The following is a 19536-nucleotide window of genomic DNA, read 5'->3' on the forward strand; positions in this document are numbered from 1 at the left end:
CAAGCAAGGCTGTTTCCGCACGAATTGCGGAACTGGAACATCCGATCAGGACTTTCGCTTTCATGACAATGCCAATCCTCCTCGTACCCGGTCTCAACTGCACCGCCGAGATTTACGCCCATCAGATGCCGGCACTGTGGCGGTTCGGTCCGGTTACGGTGGCGAACCACACCGAGGGCACGTCGATGGAGGAGATCGCCGCGTCGATCCTCCGCGATGCGCCGCCGGAGTTCGCGCTCGTCGGCTTCTCCATGGGCGGCTACCTGGCATTCGAGATTCTCCGGCAGGCGAGGGGGCGGGTGCCGAAGCTGGCGCTGCTCGATACCTCGGCACGGCCGGACACGCCGGAAGCCAAGGATAAGCGCCGCGCCGCCATCGCCTTGACGGAGCAGGGGAAGTTCAACCTCGCCGTCGCTCAGTCGTTCCCGAACGCCGTCCATCCCGACCATGTAGGCGACGCCGCGCTCAAGGCTCTGCACGTCCGCATGGCGACGGCCGTCGGTGGCGAGACGTACATCCGCCAGCAGACCGCGATCACGAACCGCCCGGACTCTCGCCCCGAACTCGGCGCCATCGAGGTTCCGACGCTGGTGGTCGTCGGCGACAAGGACGCCATCACCGTTCCCGATGCCGCCCGCGAGATGGCCACCGGCATTGCCGACGCAAAGCTCGTCGTCGTGCCGAGGGCAGGGCACATGGCGCTGGTTGAGCAACACGCCATTGTTACCGGGGAACTCGCGGAGTGGGCGGCTAAATAGCTGGTATTTGAAGCAAATTAACCCGGCTGCAACCACGTTGCGGTTCCCTGAGACCATCCCCGCACGGCTTTCGGTATGGTGCGGAAATCTCTGTTTTGGGTTGATCTGGTTTTGGCAGTGTTCTCTCGCGACCTTCGCGCGGCCGCCCGGCTGCTTGTTCTTGCCGTGCTCGTCCTGCCGGTCGTAGCTGCCTGCAGCAGCGACGGGGGAGGGGTGCCGCATATCAAGCGGTCCGCCTTCAGCTCCAAGGAATTCGGCGTCGCTGTCAGCCCGCGCGTCACCAACGCCAAGAACCCGCCCAAGGGCGGCGGCCGCTACATGGTCGGCAAACCCTATACGGTGCGCGGCGAACTGTACGAGCCGATCGAGAACCCGATCGGCTACGTCGCGTCCGGCGGCGCCTCCTGGTACGGCAATGACTTCCACGGCCGCCGCACCGCCAACGGCGAGATCTTCTCGGCCAATGCCATTTCCTGCGCCAGCCCGGTGCTGCCGCTCCCGAGCTATGTTCGCGTCACCAATGTCGAGAATGGTCGCTCCATCGTCTGCCGCGTCAACGACCGCGGCCCGTACCTGCATGGCCGGGTAATGGACCTGAGCTACCGCACCGCCGAAATCCTCGGGTACGCCGGCAACGGCGTCGGCAATATCCAGGTCCAGTATATCGGCCCCGCGCCGCTCAACGGCGATGACACCCGCATGCTGCTCGCCAGCGTAGACCGGCCGACCCGCATGGAGCAGGGCACCACTCGCCTCGCCATGGTTGACACACCTACCCAGGTCAGCGTTACCGGCGGCCGGATCAATTTCGCCGACTACAATCAGCAGGCGAGCACGGAAGAGCGCCCGAGCCTGCTCGGCGGCATCATGGACATGTTCGGCTATGCCGACACCGGCGCTGCCGACCAGGCGATCAACGAAGCGCACGCTGCCGCCAACGCCATGGCCACCCGCTCGGGCTCGCTGGATGCCTGGGTTGCCACGGTCGACGAGGACAAGCGCGCCATCAAGCTCGAGCTCGGCGTTTTCGCTGATGCCGCACAAGCCGACGACGTGGCACTGCAGTTCGCCATGCTGGGCGCTGTCGACGAGGAGGCAGTCCGCATCCCCGGCGCCGATGCCACACGCCTGACACTGACACACCTTAAGCCCGGCGTGGCGCGAGATGATGTGATGTCGCTCGCCAGGAACCTTGGACTCAAGGATTTGGTGCTCTATTAGTCGAAGGGTGGCCCGCACTGGCCGCCATCGGGGTTGAGCTTGCGGAACGTCGTCCTGAAACTGCTGGTGTCGTTACTCACTGTCCTGTGGGCCCTGTCGGCGCACGCGCAGGATTTCGACACCAAGGCGCCATTTGCGGTGCTGATGGACTACGAGTCGGGCACGATCCTCTTCCACAAGGCTGCTGACGACCAGCTCGAGCCTGCCAGTATGGCAAAGCTGATGACGCTCGCCGTGGTGTTCGACCAGTTGCAGCGCAAGAAGCTCAATCCAACCGACGAGTTCTTCATTTCCGAGCATGCCTGGCGGGACGGGGGTGCGTCCTCCGGCGGCTCCACCATGTTCGCGGAGCTCAACTCCAAGATTCAGGTGATGGACCTGGTCCGCTCCGTCATCATCCAGTCGGGCAATGACGCGGCGATTGCGCTCGCCGAAGGCATCGCCGGGAGCGAGCTCAGCTTCGCCCAGATGATGAACCAGCTCGGCAAGGAGATCGGCCTCACCGGCTCGAACTTCGTCAACGCCACGGGGCTACCCGATCCGGCGCAGTTCTCGACGGCCCGCGACCTCGCGATCATCGCGCGCTTCATCATCGCCCAGTTCCCCGAGTACTACCCCATTTTCTCCGAGAAGGAGTTCACCTGGAACAAGATCCGCCAGATGAACCGCAACTCGCTGCTCGAGATCGGCATCGGTGTGGATGGCCTGAAGACCGGCCACACCGAGTCGGCCGGCTACGGCGAAGTGGTCTCGACCGCCGCCACCGGCCGCCGGTTGATCGCCGTGCTGCACGGGTTGAAGTCGATGACCGAGCGCACCGAAGAAGCGCGGAAGCTCGTCACCTGGGGTACCCGCGGCTTCGAGCTGATTCCGGTCTATCCCGAAGGCGCCGCCATCTCCCATGCCGATGTCTATGGCGGCAGCGCCGGGCAGGTGTCGCTGGTGGGCAAGGGCAGTATCGACCTGTTCCTGCCCAAGGGCGCGCAGAACTGCCCGCAAGCCACCGTGACCTACAAGGCGCCGATCCGCCCGCCTGTGCAGAAGGGCGATCAACTCGCCCAGCTCAATGTCATGTGCAACGGTGCCGTGGTACAGGTCACCCCGCTCTTTGCAGGCGAGGACGTCGGTGACGGCGATATCGTGCGCAAGGCGACCGACGCGCTCAAGGAACTGGCGCTCGGCTGGCTCTAGTACTAGAGACCGGCAGAAGTTCATGGACTTTTACCGGACCAAGCAGCGAGGAACCCGCGCCTAATGCTCGATATTCCAGCCAAGGCAGCGGCCCGTTTCATCACCTTTGAGGGCGGCGAAGGTGTCGGCAAGTCGACTCAGGTGAAGCGCTTGCTGGTCCGGCTCAACCGCATGGACATCGAAGCCGTTCGCACCCGCGAGCCCGGCGGCACGCCTAAGGCCGAGGCCGTCCGCGCCTTCATCCTGCAGGGTCGTTCCGAAAGCTGGGGCGCCGGCGCCGAGGCCGTCCTCTTCGCCGCCGCCCGCTACGACCACGTCAGCAGCCTCATCGCCCCCAGCCTCAACAGCGGCAAATGGGTGATCTCCGACCGCTTCCACGACTCGACTCGTGCCTATCAGGGCCTCACCGGCGGCGTAGACGACAAGCTGATCCGAGGCCTCGAGACGCTGGCGCTCGACGGCCACCAGCCCGACATCACCTTCATTCTCGATATGGACCCGGCGGTCGCCTTCGCCCGCGTCAACAACCGCGAGATCGAGAAGGCGCTGGCGGAGACCGGCGACCGTTTCGAGAAGGAGGACCTCGAGTGGCATCGCCGGCTGCGGCAGGCCTTCCTCGCCATCGGAAAGGCCAATCCGGAGCGCTGCATCGTGCTGCCGGCCGGGCAATCCGAGGATGCGCTGGAGCAGGAGATCTGGGATACGCTGATCCGGCGCTTCCCCGAGCTCGAGGCAAAGGCCGGCTGAATTGGACTATCCCGAACGCGAACCCGACCAGCTCGAGGGCGTCCCGCTACCCGAGTTCCAGACCGGCGTTTCCGGCCACGGTTCCGCGCGCACTACATTGCTCGATCGCCTCGATGCCGGCCGGCTGCCCGGCGGCATCCTGATTCACGGTCCGCGCGGCATCGGCAAGGCAACGCTGGCCTTCGACCTCGCGCGCCGCATCTTCGAGCACACGGGTGACGAGTCATCCGAGCACATCGCCGCCCAGGTGGCCGCTGGCGCCTATCCGAACCTCTTCGTCATGCGTAAGGCCGCCCGCGACACCGGCAAGGGCTACTACACCGCCATCCGCGTCGAGGAAGTCCGCCGCTTCATCGAGGAAATGCGGATGACCCGCGGTCGCGCCGGCCACCGCATCGCCATCGTCGACCCGATCGACGACTGCAACGTCTCGTCGTCCAACGCGCTGCTCAAGATCCTCGAGGAACCGCCGGCCGACACGACGTTCCTGCTCGTTTCACATCGCCCAGGCTCGCTGCTGCCCACGATCAAGTCGCGCTGCTTCCAGGTGGCGCTCCGTCCAATCGCCGATGGCGACGTCCGCACCGTGCTCGAGCACGTCGGCGGTCAGGCCGTCGCCATCGATCGCGCCGTGTCGCTGGCGGGCGGCCGCCCGCGCCGCGGCTTCGAGGCGATGCTGCTGGGCGAGGGGGGCGCGCTGCAGCTCCTCCAGTCCTGGTTGGTTGACCCTGTCGCCGCACCATCCGCAGCCCGCATCGCGCTCGCCGATGCGCTCGGCGCCGATCGCGACTCCGCCGAACTCCGCTTCGCCCGCGACATCCTCAACGACTGGCTGGCCGACGCCGCCAAGTCCGCCGCGGCGGCCGGGGACCGGGTGCGTCTTGCCTCTGCCAACGAGCTATGGGACAAGGCCCAGCTTTCACTCGCCGATGCCGATGAATACAACCTCGACATGCGGCAGACCCTGGTCGCCATCTTCGACGCGATCCGGAAACACCAGCAGTTGAGCGTCACCTCGTCCGCCCCATGACCGATTCCTTCTACGTCACCACCGCCATCGCGTATCCCAACGGCGAGCCGCACATCGGCCACGCCTACGAGATGATCACGACCGACGCGATCGCGCGCTGGGCGCGGCTGGAAGGCAAGGACACCTTCTTCCTCACCGGCACAGACGAGCACGGCATCAAGATGGTGCAGACGGCCGCCGCGCAGGGCATCACCGCTCGCGAGCTGGCCGACCGCAACGCGGCCCGCTTCAAGGAGCTGGCAGCCCGCCTCGACGTCTCGAACGACGATTTCATCCGCACCACCGAGCCGCGCCACTACGAGTCGAGCCAGGAACTCTGGCGCAAGATGGCCGCCGCCAACAACGGCGACATCTACCAGTCGACCTACAAGGGCTGGTACTCGGTCCGCGACGAGGCCTATTTCGACGAGGAGGAGCTCACCGACGGCGAAGGTGGCAAGAAGTTCGCGCCGACCGGCGCCGAGGTGAAATGGGTCGAGGAAGACAGCTTCTTCTTCCGCCTCTCCGCCTACCAGGACCGGCTACTGAAGCTCTACACCGACCGCCCGGACTTCATCGCGCCCGAAGAGCGCCGCAACGAGATCGTCTCGTTCGTGAAGGCGGGCCTGCGCGACGTCTCGATCAGCCGGACCACCTTCGACTGGGGCATTCCCGTGCCGGGCGCCTCCGGCCACGTTATGTACGTCTGGGTCGATGCGCTCACCAACTACATCACCGGCGTCGGCTTTCCCGATGGCGCCTCCGAGCAGTTCAAGAAGTTCTGGCCGGCGAACCTGCACGTCATCGGCAAGGACATCATCCGCTTCCACACCGTTTACTGGCCGGCCTTCCTGATGAGCGCCGGCATCGATGTGCCACACCGTGTTTTCGCCCACGGCTTCCTGACCTCCGAGGGCAAGAAGATGTCGAAGTCGGTCGGCAACATCGTCGACCCGCACGAGCAGCTCGACCTCTACGGCACCGACCCGGTCCGCTGGTACTGCCTGCGCGAGATCAGCTTCGGCCAGGACGGCGACTGGGGCCGCGAGAAGTTCATCAACCGCAACAACTCCGACCTCGCCAACAATTTCGGCAACCTGGCGCAGCGCTCGCTGTCGATGATCCAGAAGAACTTTGGCGGCGCGCTCCCTGAGGCGCAGCCCACCGAGGCCGAGCGCGCCATCGTCGCCACGGCGATCGAAGCCATCGGCAAGATGGACCTCGCCATGAAGACCCAGCAGATCCACGAGGCTGCCGGCGAACTCACGACGCTGCTCAATGCTGCCAACCTCTATTTCGCGGACCAGGCGCCGTGGGGGCTGAAAGCGGATCTGCCGCGCATGGGCACGATCCTTGCGACGACCGCTGACATCGTCCGCCGCGCTGCCATCGCTGCCCAGGCGTTCGTGCCGGGCTCCGCTGCGAAGTTCCTCGATGCATTGGCCGTGCCGGCTGACCAGCGCCTGCTGAGCCATGCGCTCAGCGCGTCCGGCGTTCCCGCCGGAACCGTCTTGCCGCCGCCCGAGCCGGTGTTCAAGAAGTTCGAGCACGCCAAACCGGCCGCCTGAGCCATGCTGATCGACTCGCACTGCCACCTCGATTTCCCCGAGCTCGCCGCCGATCGGGCCGGCGTGCTGGCCCGCGCGAAAGCGGCGGGGATCGACGGCATGGTCACCATCTCGACCCGGGTGAAGCGCTTCGACGAGATCAAGGCCATCGCCGAGGAGAATCCCGAGGTCTGGTGCTCGGTCGGCACCCATCCGCATCACGCTGACGAAGAGCTCGACATCTTCACCGAGGACCTGGTCCGTCTGAGCGAGCATCCGAAATGCGTCGCCATCGGCGAGGCCGGGCTCGACTACTTCTACGACAATGCGCCCAAGGAGGCGCAGGAGACTGGTTTCCGCCGGCACATTGCCGCGTCGCGCCTCACCGGCTTGCCGCTGGTGATCCATTCCCGTTCAGCTGACGTTCATATGGGTGGCATCCTGGCAGAGGAAATGGGGCAGGGGACCTTCCCTTTCGTGCTCCACTGCTTCACCGGCGGCGCCGATCTCGCCCGTAGGGCCCTCGATCTCGGCGGCTACATCTCGTTCTCCGGCATCATCACCTTCAAGAATGCCGAGGAGATCCGCGAGGTCGCGAAGTTCGTTCCCGCTGACCGTTATCTTGTTGAAACAGATGCACCTTATCTGGCTCCCGTGCCGCATCGTGGCGGCACCAACGAACCGAGTTTCGTAGCCCATACTGCCGCCAAGGTCGCCGAGGTTCGAGGCATTGCCATCGAGCAACTCGCGACCGAGACGACCGATAGCTTTTTCCGTTTATTCTCAAAGGCTAAGGCGTAATGCCTGAAGCACACCGTATCGTAGCGACGATCATGGGCTGCGGCTCGTCCGGCGGCGTGCCGCGCATCGGCGGGCACTGGGGCGTCTGCGACCCGGACAACCCGAAGAACCGCCGCAGCCGCTGCTCGCTGCTGATCGAGGGCTATTCGGACGGCTCGGACCAGCCGACCCGGATCATCGTCGACACCGGTTGTGACCTGCGCGAGCAGCTGCTGCGCGCCGAGGTCGATCGGGTCGAGGCCGTGCTCTACACGCACGAGCACGCCGACCATACCCATGGCATTGATGATCTTCGCGTTTTGGCGCTGAACCACCGCAAGCGCGTCGACGTTTACTTCACCGCTGAGGCGGCCAACCGCATCGTTCCGAGCTTCGCATACTGCTTCACAGCACCGCCGGGTTCCGGCTATCCGCCGATCCTCAACCAGCACCTGATCGAAGCCGGCACGCCGCTGACCGTGGATGGGCCAGGGGGCTCCATCACGGTTCTGCCGTTCCGCCAGGATCATGGCGACATCTTCTCTTTGGGCTTTCGCATCCGGAATTTCGCCTATTCCTGCGACCTCAGCGGCATCCCAGATGGCTCGCGCGAGGCTGTCAGAGGTCTCGACACCTGGGTGCTCGACGCACTCCGGCCGACGCCGCATCCGAGCCACCTAAGCCTCTCCGAAGCACTTGAGCTGGTTGAGGATTTGAGCCCGCGCCATGCGGTGCTGACGAACCTGCACATTGATCTCGACTACGCCCAGACAGACGCGATGACGCCGGATCACGTCCGGCCGGCCTATGACGGACTACAGGTCGACATCACCACCGGCGAGATCATCAGTCCTCGCTAGCCCACGCCGGCGCTATCATAGCGCAACACAACGACGGAGCTGCGCCGCCATGATTGAAGTCATCGACACAGGCATCGCGCCGTCTAGTGGGCCGATCAACGACTGCGTACGAGCCGGGAATCACGTGTGGCTCGTGGTGTTGGCCGAGGATCCGAAAACCGGCGTGATCACCGACGGCGACATCGAGCTGCAGACGCGCCAGGCGCTGTCGAACCTCAAACAAGCCATCAACGCCGCCGGCGGCGAGCTGACCAACATCGTCCAGGTGCAGATATTCCTGATCGACAGCGCCGACGCGCCGGGCATGAACCGTGTGTACGCCGAGTTCTTCAACACCAAGCCATATCCGATCCGTGCCACAGTGGTGGTCAAGGAGCTGCTGGCCAAGGGGCTGAGGATCGAGATCACGGCAACGGCCGTGCTGGGATAGAGCTGCACGAAACAGCCGCCAGCCGTTCAGTTCGTTCAATACGATAGTTCCATAATATATCTTATGCGAATGGAGGATGCGCCCAGATGCCGACCGAAACCGATCTGATCCAGCAGCTTATTGAGGCCCAGCGTTCCAGCAGCCAGAACGTTGACGCGGTGCCCTATTCCACCCTCGACCGCGACGCCGCCCAGCGGATACAGGTCGCGACCATGACCGGGCTCGGCGAAGGCGCCGGACTGCTGAAGACGCTTATCACGCCCGATGGCGTCGGCACCTGCGCACCGATCTATCGCTCGCGCTTCGGCCGGAGCGGCGCATTCCAGTTGCCGTCGGCGACAATCACCGGGCTCGAGGTCGAGATCGGTCTGGTGTTGGCCAGCGATCTCACCAGCGAGGCCGCCAACCGCGACGAGATCGATATCATCGAGGCCGTCGACTATTACTTTGTCGGCGTCGAAGTTTGTGGCACGCGCTATGTCGATCGCGCGGCCGCCGGGTTTATCGGCGGACTGGCCGACAACGCCTCGGCTTTCGGCTACGTCATGGATCCGAGCCATCGCGATGCAGGCGCCGAGATCGCCAACTACGACGTCCACCTGGAGTTCGCTGGCCAGCAAATCTGGAACGGTCCGGCCAAACACTCGTTCGGAACCGTGCTCAACTCCTTCATTGCCTATGCCAAGAACCAACGTCCTGAGTTCCAGCTGAAGGCCGGTACGATCGTCACCACCGGCTCACTCTGTGGGCTCGTGCCCGCCAGCGGCCCGGGCCATGTAGTGGCCCGCGTCGGCAGCCACACCGTCGAGTTCGATATCGTCTGATCGGAAACCCCATGCAGCCCTCACGCGACATCTCCCGCCTCATCGAGATCATGGCGGCGCTTCGCAACCCCGACGGCGGCTGCCCGTGGGACCTGGAACAGGACTTTGCGAGCATCCGGCACTACACCATCGAGGAAGCCTACGAGGTCGCGGACGCCATTGAGCGCGAGGACTTTGATGACCTCCGCGAGGAGCTGGGAGACCTCCTGCTCCAACCGGTCTATCACGCGCAGATGGCGTCTGAGCAAGGCCTGTTCGATATCGGTGATGTGGTTTTCTCTATCACAGAGAAGCTGATACGACGACACCCTCATGTGTTTGGCGAGGACGCGGCGCGTGGTGCCGGCGGCGCCAAGGCAAAGTGGGATGAGGTTAAGGCCGACGAGCGTGCTAGGAAGGCTGAACGCAAGCAGGCGCCCTCGTCCATCCTCGACGACGTCCCGCACGTCCTGCCAGCACTCGCGCGCGCCGAAAAGCTCAGCAAACGCGCTGCGTCGGTACAGTTCGATTGGCCGGACTGGCGGCAGACGCTGGACAAGGTGCAGGAAGAGCTCGGCGAAGTCCGCGAGGCGGCCGATGCCGAGGACAAAGCCAAGCTGCACGAAGAGCTCGGCGACCTGCTCTTCGCCACTGCCAACCTCGCCCGCAAGCTCGGCGTCGATGCTGAAGCCGCCCTGCGCGACGCCAACCTCAAGTTCGACCGCCGCTTCCGCTACGTCGAGGCCCGCGCCGGCGAAGACGCGGTGCCACTGGCAGAGGCTGGTCTCGACAGATTGGACGGCTATTGGAACGAGATTCGTGCCAAGGACCGCTCAAGCGGCGTCTGAGCCCTCGATGCGGCCGGCAAAGCGCTCGGTGAAGGCGTTCTTGTGCCGGGCTTCGACCCGGACCTCGTAGACCTGCCCGTTCTCGTCCGGCTCATCCTTGCCGATGATCTCGGCATGCCCATAGAGCCAGCCGACATCGGCGCCGGCCGTGTGCGGCACCAGCACGCGGTAGGTGCGGCCCTGCCCGGCCAAGACCTTCTCGATGGTGTCGAGCAGCTTATCCAGCCCCTCGCCCGTCTGCGCCGATACCGGCACCGAAGCAGCGACCTTTCCGAGCGGCGACAGAGTGGCCAACGCCGGGTAGCTACCGTCGGCATCGCGCTCCAGCAGGTCGACCTTGTTCCAGACCTCGATGATCGGCGTGCTGTCGGCCGACATGCCGAGTTCTTCAAGGACCTTCAGCACGTCCTGCGCCTGCGCCTGATGATCCGGATTGGCGACGTCGCGGACGTGCAGGATCACGTGCGCTTCGAGCACTTCTTCCAGCGTGGCGCGGAAGGCGGCGATCAGGTCGGTGGGTAGATCAGAGACGAAGCCCACGGTGTCCGACAGCATCACCTCGCGGCCATGCGGCAGGCTTATCTTGCGCACAGTGGTATCGAGGGTCGCGAACAGCAAGTCCTTCGCGAACACCGCTGCCCCGGTCAACGCATTGAATATGCTGGATTTACCTGCGTTTGTATAACCAACAAGCGCCACCACCTGGAACGGCACGGCATCGCGCCGTCCCTTTTGCTGGCCGCGCGTCAGGCGGACCTTCTCGATGCGCTCTTCGAGCATCTTGATCCGGTCCTGCAACTGCCGCCGGTCGCTTTCGAGCTGCGTCTCGCCTGGGCCGCCCATGAAGCCCATGCCGCCCGACCCGCGCTGGCGCTCCAGGTGGGTCCAGCTGCGGACCAGCCGGCTCTTCTGGTAGTTGAGATGGGCCAGTTCGACCTGCAGCACGCCTTCGCGGGTCGCGGCGCGCTCGCCGAAGATCTCGAGGATCAGCCCGGTGCGGTCCAGCACCTTGGTGCCGGTTTCCTTCTCGAGGTTGCGCTGCTGGATGGGGTGCAAGGCAGTGTCGACGAGCAGGAGTTCGATTTCCTCCTCCTTCACGCGCTTGGCGATCTCGTCCACATGTCCGCCGCCGATGAAGGTGGCGGGCTTGATCTCCCGAACCTTGGCCACCTCGGAGAACACGATCTCGACGCGGATGGCGCCTGCCAGTCCCTCGAACTCGGCCTTCCGCGCTTCGATGCTGTGGTTGGTGGCGCGGCCTCGGACGTCGGGTATGACGAGGCCGACGCGGGTCGGCGCCGCGCGCTGATCTATGAATGCCTGAGGGCCGCCCTTGCGGGCGGCCTCGTCGTCGAAGTCATCGGTCAAGGTATGAATCAGTCCTCGCCGGTGTGCTCGGGATCGAACAGCTGGATCGGAGCACCCGGCATGATGGTCGAGATGGCATGCTTGTAGACGAGTTGCGATTGCGCATCGCGTCTCAAGAGCAGGCAGAAGTTATCAAACCAGGTGATCACGCCCTGCAGCTTGACGCCGTTCACGAGGAAGATCGTGACCGGTACCTTCTGCTTGCGGACATGGTTGAGGAACGCGTCCTGGAGATTCTGGGTCTTTTCGCTGGGCATTTCCTGGCCTCTTTTCGCGGGATACTAGGGGCATTGGCCAGCGGCCACGCCCTGTTAATGGAGCAACGGCCGCCACCGCCCCTGCCCCTTTTTGTCGTCATTCTCCCATCGCAGGTGAAGTATGGCACAGAAGAAACCGAGTGCCTACCCGTACGGATGGACGGGCCTAGAGCCCGAGCGATTTGATTTTGCGGTGCAAAGCGCTTCGCTCCATACCGACGAACTCGGCGGTTTTCGAGATGTTGCCGCCAAAACGCTCGATCTGCGCCATCAGGTACTGCCGCTCGAAAACCTCGCGGGCATCGCGCAGCGGCAGGCTCATCAGGTGGGCCGATGAGTCGCTGTCGCCGACCGTGGGCAGCACCTCGCCTATATCCGGCGGCAGCAGCGCGGCGGTAATCACCCCATCGGCCGGTGTCTGGTCCTTGACGAGGATCAGCAGCCGTTCGATCGAGTTGCGAAGCTGGCGGGCGTTGCCCGGCCAATCCTGCGCTTGCAGCACCGCCACGGCATCGTCGCCGATCGAGAGGCTCTTGAGGTTGTGCAGGCGACAGACCTGCTCGATGAAGACTTCCACCAGCGGCGGAATGTCCTCGCGGCGCTCTTTAAGCGGCGTCAGGTGCAGGGGCACGATCGACAGGCGGTGGAACAAATCGGAGCGGAACTGGCCCTGCTCGATCAGTCCGGCGACGTTCTGTGAACTGGACGAGATGATGCGCACATCGATGGGCACCGCGACGGCGCCGCCGACGCGATTGAACTTGCTCTCGACCAACGTGCGCAGCAGCGCCTGCTGAGCAGCCTGCGGCAAAGCCGCCACCTCTGAGAGGTAGAGCGTCCCGCCATGGGCTCGCTCCAGTGCGCCAACCTCTGTTCGCAGCGTGCCGGTCTTCTCGCGGGTCTCGCGGCCGAACAGGACGACGCCAACCTCTTCCGGCGAGTAGAGCGAGCAATTGATCTCGACGAACGGCGCTTCTGCGCGGGTGCTTCGCTGATGGATCAGGCGGGCCGACAGGCCTTTACCGGTTCCGGATGACCCGGAGATGAAGATACGCGAGTTGGTCGGAGCCGATTTCTCGATGACGCCCCTGACCGCCTGCATGGCCTGCGAGTTGCCGACCAGCTCGACCGTGTTGCTCGACCGCTCGCGCAGGTCGGCGACCTCGTTCTTCAGCCGTGCGGCTTCCATCGCGCGCTGCGTGATCAGCAGCAACCGGTCCACCTTGAACGGCTTCTCGATATAGTCGTAGGCGCCGCGCCGGATGGCGCTGACGGCCGTTTCGACGTTGCCATGCCCGGAGATCATCACCACCGGCATGTCGGGGTGCTGGCTCTGGAACTCATCGAGCAGTTGCAGGCCGTCGAGGCGGCTGCCCTGCATCCAGATATCCAGGAAGACCAGGCTCGGCCGACGCCGGGCGATCTCGTTCAGCCCGGAGTCGGCGTCATGCGCCTGCCGGGTCTGGTAGCCCTCGTCCTCGAGGATGCCGGCGATGAGGTCACGGATGTCGTCCTCGTCATCGATGATCAGAATGTCGAGGGCCATCAGGTATTATCAACCGCTTGCAATTGCGGCTCCTCTTGCTGTCCGCTTTCAGGGTCTGCCCCACCCGCTGCGTCGCTACTCGTCTCGGTAGCGGCCTGCTGCTCCGCTACCGTCGTCGGGGAAGCTGCTGGCTCCCCCTCGTCTGCTTCACCCGGCTGCCGTAGCGGCAGGGTGAACGTAAAGCAGGCGCCGATGCGCCCGTTTTCATCCGGCTCGGCGTCGACCAGGTCGACCTTGCCGCCGTGCTGTTCGATGATCTTGGCGACGATCGCGAGGCCCAGGCCGGTGCCCTTCTCGCGTGTCGTTACGTAGGGCTCGAGCAACCGATGCCGGTTCTCCTTCGGCCATCCCTTGCCGTTGTCCGATACCGAGATGCGCACCATTTCGCCTTCGGCGCCAGCCTCGACAGTGATCACCGGATTCTTGATACCCTCCAGCCCCGCCCCTTCGATCGCTTCCACCGCGTTCTTGATCAGGTTGGTCAGCACCTGGCTGATCAGCCGGTTGTCGAACCACGCCGTGATCGGCGCCTCGGGCAGTTCCATGTTGATAGTGACTTCGGGCAGCCGGACGCTTTCGAGGAAGACCGCCTGGCGGATCGACTCCGTGAGATTGCCCTTGTCGAGCTTGGCTTCCGGCATGCGGGCGAACGAGGAGAACTCGTCGACCATGCGACCGATATCGCCGACCTGTCGGATGATGGTGTTGATGCACTTGTCGAAGACGTCGAAGTCGTCGGCGAGCTTGCTGGCGTAGCGACGGCGCAGCCGCTCGGCGCTGAGCTGGATCGGGGTCAGCGGGTTCTTGATCTCGTGCGCGATGCGGCGGGCTACGTCGGCCCAGGCGCCGGTGCGCTGGGCGGAGAGCAGGTCCGTGATGTCGTCGAGCGTGACGACGAAGCCCTTGCTCTCGGTCATTGTCCCCTCGCGGGTCAGCTGCACCTGGTAAGTTCGGTAGTCCGGACCCGAGCCGATCTCGATCTGATCGCGGATGGTGCCGCGGCGGGCCGAACGGGCGCGTTCGATGACCGGTGCCAGCGCAGGAATGACCTCGTCAATGCGCTTGCCGACGAGTTCGATTTCGTCGGAGCCCACCATTTCGGCGGCGCGCAGGTTCACCAGCGTGATGGCGCCGAAGGGGTCGAGGCCGACGATGCCGGCAGACACGCCCTCCACCACGGCCTCGGTGAACTGGCGGCGTTTCTCGTTTGTCTCGTTCGCTTCGACCAGGGCGACCCGCTGCGTTTTCAGCTGCTGCGTCATGGTGTTGAAACGGTTGGAGAGATCGCGAAGGTCGCCCCTGCCCTGTTGCACCGGAACCCGGACATCGAGGTCGCCGTCCGAGACACGGCTCGACGCAATCATCAGGTTCCTGATCGGATCGACGAACCGGTTCGCCAGCGCGATGCCGATCCACACGGCAGCGAGCAGCAACACCAGCGCCAGGGCGATGTACATCAGCGTGAAGGTGATCTGGAAGACCAGCCGGTTACTCGCGTAATTGCGGTACTCGGTGATGTTCTCGTCGGTGAGCCGCATGAACTCGCGTACTTCGGGATCCACCGGCCGGGCGACAAACAGGAAGGTGTTGTCGTAGCCGCGGAGCTTGACGACCGAACCGACGAGATTGGTGCGGCCGGGAGCGATCTCGGTCGGCGTGCCCTCCACGACGCCTTGCGTCAGTCCTTCGGGAACGCGCGGCGCGGTGCCCGGGGCATTGATCTGGGCCTTCATCAACGTATCGCCATCGGCCGAGATCAGCGAGGCGAACGGCAGCGAACGGTTGACGGCAAGGGCGGTCAGGATGCGCTGGTACTTGACGCGGTCGGTCTCGAAGGTGCCGCGGGCCTGCTCGAGTTCGGTGGCCACCCAGATGATGTCGTCGCGGAGCACCTGTGAGTGCTCGCGCATGTAGGAGTTGGCGACGATGCGCGAACTATCCACCATAGTGCGGGTGCGTTCGGAGAACCATTGGTCGAGGCCCTGGTTCAGCGAGATCATTGCCACCACGGCCACCAGCAATGCCGGGATCGCGGCCACCGCGGCGAACATCGCAACCATGCGAACCTGGAGGCCTGCACCCGCCTGCCCGCGCATCCGCGCCTGGATCAGCAGCGTCGCTTCGGTGAGGACAAGCGCGACGACCGACAGCACCAGCAAGCCATTGACGAACCAAATGATCGTCCAGACCTCGGGGGTCGGCTCGATGTCGGTGGCGCCGGTCATGATCAGGAACGATCCCGACGACACGAACACCGACAGCAGAACGATGATCAGCCCGACTGTACGGATCGCCTTGCGGCCGGTGTCGCCAAACAGCAACGGGCGCGTCCGGGGCTGGGATGGCGCCGAAGTCGACTCGGGTTGTGCGTCGCCGATGAGCGTTGCGTCGTGCATCCAGAGGCCGGGTTGTGGGCGGATCGTGGGCTCCCCCACTCCGATTCACCCTTCAGGACAATTGTTGCTGAAATGTGACACCAGCGGGAGGCGCCGGGACTAGTCTCCGCCTTCCGTAACCTTATCGATGCATTTTTGCAACAGCCGTCGGTCCGCCGCTCTACAACGTGATCAGCCCTGGCGGCGCGACTGTTTGACGATCTCGATGCTGTGCGCCCGGATCTTCTTGCGCAGGGTGTTGCGGTTGAGGCCAAGGAGATCGGCAGCCCGAATCTGGTTGCCACCACAGGCGTTTAGCGCCATCGCGATCAGCGGCGCTTCGACCCGGTCGAGCACTCGCTGATAGAGGCCGGCCGGTGGGAGATTGGGTTCGTACTCGCGCAGCACCTGCGCAACATGGGTTTCCACAGCCGTCGACACATCGACCGGGCCGGAGTTCGTCTGGACCGGTTGGCGGTCGGCGAGGTTGAGCTCGCTCTGGACGATCTCGAGCGAGATGTTCTCGTCGGCGTAAAGCGCCGACAGGCGGCGGACCAGGTTCTCCAACTCGCGGATGTTGCCGGGCCAGGAATAGTTGTGCATCAGCCGGATCGCTTCGGCGGAAATGGTCTTGACCGGCTCGCCCTCGCGCTGGGCGGCACGCAGGAAGTGCTGCACAAGGTCGTTGATGTCGTCGACGCGCTCGCGCAGGGGCGGCAGGCGGATGGGGACGACGTTGAGGCGGTAGTAGAGATCCTCGCGGAACAGGCCCTGGCGGATCATCTGGCTCAGGTCGCGGTGTGTCGCGGCGACGATGCGGACGTTGGATTTGATCGGGGTGCGGCCGCCGACCATGGTGTACTCACCCTCCTGCAGCACGCGCAGCAGGCGGGTCTGAGCGTCCATCGGCATGTCGCCGATTTCGTCGAGGAACAGTGTGCCGCCCTCGGCCTGCTCGAAGCGGCCGGAGGAGCGAGCAGTGGCGCCGGTGAAGGCGCCTTTCTCATGGCCGAACAGTTCGGCCTCGATCAGGTCGCGCGGGATGGCGGCCATGTTGATGGCGACGAACGGGCCGTTGCGGCGCTTGCCGAAGTTGTGCAGCGCGCGGGCCACTAGCTCCTTGCCGGTGCCGCTCTCGCCCGTGATCATCACGGTGAGATCGGTCTGCATCAGGCGCGCCAGGGCCCGGTAGATGTCCTGCATCGCGGGCGAGCGGCCGACCAATGGCATGGTCTCGCCGGGTTCGTCGGCCTTCTTCTCACCCGAGGGAGCCTTCTTGGCATCGGCCAGGGCTCGAGCGACGACCGACAGCACCTCGGTGATGTCGAAGGGTTTTGGCAGGTACTCGTAGGCGCCGACTTCGTTGGCGCGGATCGCCGTCATGAAGGTGTTCTGCGCGCTCATCACCACCATGGGCAGGTCGGGGCGCAGCTTCTTGATCTTGGGCATGATGTCGAAGGCGTTGCCGTCGGGCATCGCCACATCGGTGATCAGCAGGTCCCCTTCCCCGCGGCTCACCCAGTTCCACATGGTGGAGAGGTTGCCCGTGGGGCGGACTTCATAGCCGGCGCGGGTCAGTGCCTGGTTGAGCACCATGCGGATCGCGGCATCGTCGTCGGCGAGCAAGATAGTGTGGCTCATTCGGCCGGAACCTCGTGGGAGATCGTCTCAGGCATGGTCGCCTTGGCGGCGACCGGCAGAAGGATGCGGAAGCGGGTGCGGCCCGGGCGGCTGTCCATGTCGACGACACCGCCATGGTCGCCGATGATCTTGGCGACGAGAGCGAGGCCGAGACCCGACCCGTTGGCCTTGGTGGTGACGAACGGATCGAACAGGATCGGCACCATGTCCGGCGGGACGCCGGGGCCGTTGTCCTCGATGATGATCTCGAGCGGCAGCGAAATGCGCTCGGAGACGCCCTGCACCGAGATGCGGATGCCCGGACGAAACGCGGTCGAGAACCGAATTTCCGGTTTCGGTGTCCGTTCAAGGGCTTCCGCTGCGTTCTTCACCAGGTTCAGGAAGACCTGAATGAGCTGGTCGCGGTTGCCGCCGACCGGCGGGAGCGAGGGATCGTATTCCTCGTGGAAGGTGATGCCCTTGGCGACACCGTTCTTGGCGAGCAGCTTCACGCGGTCGAGAATGACGTGGATGTTGATCGGTTCGCGCTCGATAGGGCGATCGTCGCCGAACACCTCGACGCGGTCGATCAGGTCGACGATGCGGTCCACCTCGTCGCGCACCAGGCGGGCGAGCGGCAACTCGTCGGCGGTGACACTCTGCTCGAGCAGTTGCGCCGCTCCGCGGATGCCGGAGAGCGGGTTCTTGATCTCGTGCGCCAGCATCGAGGCGAGGCCGGTGACCGAGCGCGCGGCGCCGCGGCTGACCAGTTGCCGGTCGATCTTGTCGGCCATGGTGCGCTCCTGGAACAGCAGCGCGATGCGACCGTCGGAATCGGAGAGCGGCGAGGCGAAGACGTCGACGACACGATCGTCGCCGACATCGGAGAAGCGGGACGAGCCGACGCGGACGCGGTACTCGGTCATCGGGCCGCGCCGGTCGGCGACGGCCTGCATCAGGCCGATGATCGGGGAACCGAAGGCGATGAGGTCGTCGAGGCGCTGGCGCGACAGGACGCTCATCGAAGCGCCGAAGAAGGCCTCGGCGGCGTAGTTGACGAAGACGATGGTGCGGTCTTCGGTGCAGACGATGACAGGCTGCGGCAACGCCTGCAGCACGGCAGTGCTGAGGGCCGGCGGTGGAACCTTGCTCATGCAGCGAGCCTCCAGTCACCGGAATAGACTTCGCCGATCATCCTGGTGACCTCGGCGGGCTCCAGCGAGTTGAGCAACTGGCTGCGTACCAGCTTCTCCAGCGCGATGTTTGCGGCCTCGAGATACCAGTCGAGATGCTTGCGGGCGACGCGGACGCCGAGCTGGCTGCCGTAGTCCGTCAGCATGGCGTCGTAGTGTTCGGCGACGAGGTCCGACAAGGCGGTGCCGGTCGGGGTAGAATCGGGCTCCCTGCCCTCAAGTTGCGCACCGATCTGGCCGACCGCCCAGGGCTGGCCCTGGGCACCACGGCCGATCATCACAGCCGCCGCGCCAGACTGGCTCAGGGCCTCGCGGGCGGCATCAATGCTGGTGATGTCGCCGTTGACGACGACGGGCACACTGACGGCCTCAACGACGGGACGGACGAGATGCCAGCGGGCTTCGCCCTTGTAGAACTGCTGCCGGGTGCGGCCGTGGACCGTGATCATCTGGGCTCCGGCATCGACGGCGCGGCGGGCCAGGTCGGCGGCATTGAGACTGTCATCGTCCCAGCCGAGGCGCATCTTCACCGTGACGGGGAGCGGCGTGGCGGCAACGACGGCGTCGATCAGCTTCAGGGCCTCGTCGGGTACGCGCATCAGCGCCGAGCCGGCGTAGCCGTTGGTGACGCGCTTGGAGGGGCAGCCCATGTTGATGTCGATGATATCGGCGCCGGCCGCGTAGGCGATCTCGGCACCCTTCCTCATCCACTGGGCTTCGCAGCCGGCGAGTTGGACGACGTGCGGCAGCGAGCCGGATTTGTTGAGGCGGCGAACCATGTCGTCGTTGTTGGTCGCCAGCGCATTGCTGGCGATCATCTCGGACACGACCAAGCCTGCGCCGAAGCGCTCGGCCAGCTTACGCATCGGCGCGTCGGTAATCCCGGCCATCGGCGCGAGGAAGGCGCGGTTCGGCAACGCATGGCCGGCAATGCTTAATGTGCAGGCAAAATCAGACACACCCTGCCCCAGATTTGCTCATTT

General features: G+C 64.8%; 18 protein-coding genes. 11 read left to right on the forward strand and 7 right to left on the reverse strand.

Annotation, left to right across the window (positions count from 1 at the left end):
• Positions 1 to 62: 62 nt before the first annotated feature.
• The 11 genes from AC1DYL_RS03385 to mazG all read left to right on the forward strand — a co-directional run bounded on the left by AC1DYL_RS03385 (position 63) and on the right by mazG (position 10194).
• On the forward strand, positions 63 to 758 hold the full coding sequence (locus AC1DYL_RS03385) for an alpha/beta fold hydrolase (RefSeq protein WP_477172076.1): 696 nt from the start codon (positions 63 to 65) through the stop codon (positions 756 to 758).
• A 213-nt stretch (positions 759 to 971) separates the two neighbouring features.
• Positions 972 to 1979: a septal ring lytic transglycosylase RlpA family protein gene (locus tag AC1DYL_RS03390; RefSeq protein WP_477172077.1), complete on the forward strand. Its 1008-nt coding sequence runs from the start codon at positions 972 to 974 to the stop codon at positions 1977 to 1979.
• Positions 1980 to 2018: 39 nt separating this feature from the next.
• Complete coding sequence (locus tag AC1DYL_RS03395; RefSeq protein WP_477172078.1) at positions 2019 to 3170, forward strand: D-alanyl-D-alanine carboxypeptidase family protein; 1152 nt, start codon at positions 2019 to 2021, stop codon at positions 3168 to 3170.
• 63 nt (positions 3171 to 3233) lie between these two features.
• Positions 3234 to 3917 carry a dTMP kinase gene (gene tmk / locus AC1DYL_RS03400; protein ID WP_477149337.1) on the forward strand — a complete coding sequence of 228 codons (684 nt, stop codon included), beginning with the start codon at positions 3234 to 3236 and terminating at the stop codon, positions 3915 to 3917.
• 1 nt (position 3918) lies between these two features.
• Positions 3919 to 4947 (forward strand): AAA family ATPase, encoded by a 1029-nt coding sequence (locus AC1DYL_RS03405; RefSeq protein WP_477172079.1) that lies wholly within the window; start codon positions 3919 to 3921, stop codon positions 4945 to 4947.
• The gene (gene metG / locus AC1DYL_RS03410) at positions 4944 to 6494 is read left to right on the forward strand and encodes a methionine--tRNA ligase (protein ID WP_477172080.1); all 1551 of its coding nucleotides are present in this window, start codon (positions 4944 to 4946) and stop codon (positions 6492 to 6494) included. The genes AC1DYL_RS03405 and metG overlap by 4 nt, the downstream gene beginning before the upstream one ends.
• 3 nt (positions 6495 to 6497) lie before the next feature.
• On the forward strand, positions 6498 to 7274 hold the full coding sequence (locus tag AC1DYL_RS03415; RefSeq protein ID WP_477172081.1) for a TatD family hydrolase: 777 nt from the start codon (positions 6498 to 6500) through the stop codon (positions 7272 to 7274).
• Positions 7274 to 8113 carry an MBL fold metallo-hydrolase gene (locus tag AC1DYL_RS03420; RefSeq protein ID WP_477172082.1) on the forward strand — a complete coding sequence of 280 codons (840 nt, stop codon included), beginning with the start codon at positions 7274 to 7276 and terminating at the stop codon, positions 8111 to 8113. The genes AC1DYL_RS03415 and AC1DYL_RS03420 overlap by 1 nt, the downstream gene beginning before the upstream one ends.
• Before the next feature lie 49 nt (positions 8114 to 8162).
• Positions 8163 to 8543: a RidA family protein gene (locus AC1DYL_RS03425; protein WP_477172083.1), complete on the forward strand. Its 381-nt coding sequence runs from the start codon at positions 8163 to 8165 to the stop codon at positions 8541 to 8543.
• A gap of 86 nt (positions 8544 to 8629) precedes the next feature.
• Positions 8630 to 9367 (forward strand): hypothetical protein, encoded by a 738-nt coding sequence (locus AC1DYL_RS03430; RefSeq protein WP_477172084.1) that lies wholly within the window; start codon positions 8630 to 8632, stop codon positions 9365 to 9367.
• 11 nt (positions 9368 to 9378) lie between these two features.
• Positions 9379 to 10194, forward strand: coding sequence for a nucleoside triphosphate pyrophosphohydrolase (mazG, locus tag AC1DYL_RS03435; RefSeq protein WP_477172085.1), 816 nt, complete (start codon positions 9379 to 9381; stop codon positions 10192 to 10194).
• Here the strand turns inward: mazG and hflX are convergent.
• The 7 genes from hflX to dusB all read right to left on the reverse strand — a co-directional run bounded on the left by hflX (position 10180) and on the right by dusB (position 19512).
• Positions 10180 to 11562, reverse strand: coding sequence for a GTPase HflX (hflX, locus tag AC1DYL_RS03440; RefSeq protein WP_477172086.1), 1383 nt, complete (start codon positions 11560 to 11562; stop codon positions 10180 to 10182). The genes mazG and hflX overlap by 15 nt on opposite strands.
• A gap of 8 nt (positions 11563 to 11570) precedes the next feature.
• Positions 11571 to 11819, reverse strand: coding sequence for an RNA chaperone Hfq (hfq, locus tag AC1DYL_RS03445; RefSeq protein WP_055049125.1), 249 nt, complete (start codon positions 11817 to 11819; stop codon positions 11571 to 11573).
• 166 nt (positions 11820 to 11985) lie between these two features.
• The gene (ntrX, locus tag AC1DYL_RS03450) at positions 11986 to 13365 is read right to left on the reverse strand and encodes a nitrogen assimilation response regulator NtrX (protein ID WP_477149329.1); all 1380 of its coding nucleotides are present in this window, start codon (positions 13363 to 13365) and stop codon (positions 11986 to 11988) included.
• Entirely contained in the window at positions 13365 to 15686 is a 2322-nt protein-coding gene (locus AC1DYL_RS03455) for a sensor histidine kinase NtrY-like (RefSeq protein ID WP_477172087.1), read from the reverse strand. The genes ntrX and AC1DYL_RS03455 overlap by 1 nt, the downstream gene beginning before the upstream one ends.
• Before the next feature lie 246 nt (positions 15687 to 15932).
• Complete coding sequence (ntrC, locus tag AC1DYL_RS03460; RefSeq protein WP_477149327.1) at positions 15933 to 17381, reverse strand: nitrogen regulation protein NR(I); 1449 nt, start codon at positions 17379 to 17381, stop codon at positions 15933 to 15935.
• Positions 17378 to 18514 (reverse strand): two-component system sensor histidine kinase NtrB, encoded by a 1137-nt coding sequence (locus AC1DYL_RS03465; RefSeq protein WP_477149326.1) that lies wholly within the window; start codon positions 18512 to 18514, stop codon positions 17378 to 17380. Before AC1DYL_RS03465 ends, ntrC begins: the two co-directional genes overlap by 4 nt.
• Complete coding sequence (gene dusB / locus AC1DYL_RS03470; RefSeq protein WP_477172088.1) at positions 18511 to 19512, reverse strand: tRNA dihydrouridine synthase DusB; 1002 nt, start codon at positions 19510 to 19512, stop codon at positions 18511 to 18513. The genes AC1DYL_RS03465 and dusB overlap by 4 nt, the downstream gene beginning before the upstream one ends.
• Positions 19513 to 19536 lie beyond the last annotated feature (24 nt).

The sequence above is a fragment of the Devosia sp. P1_H9 genome (assembly GCF_056405135.1).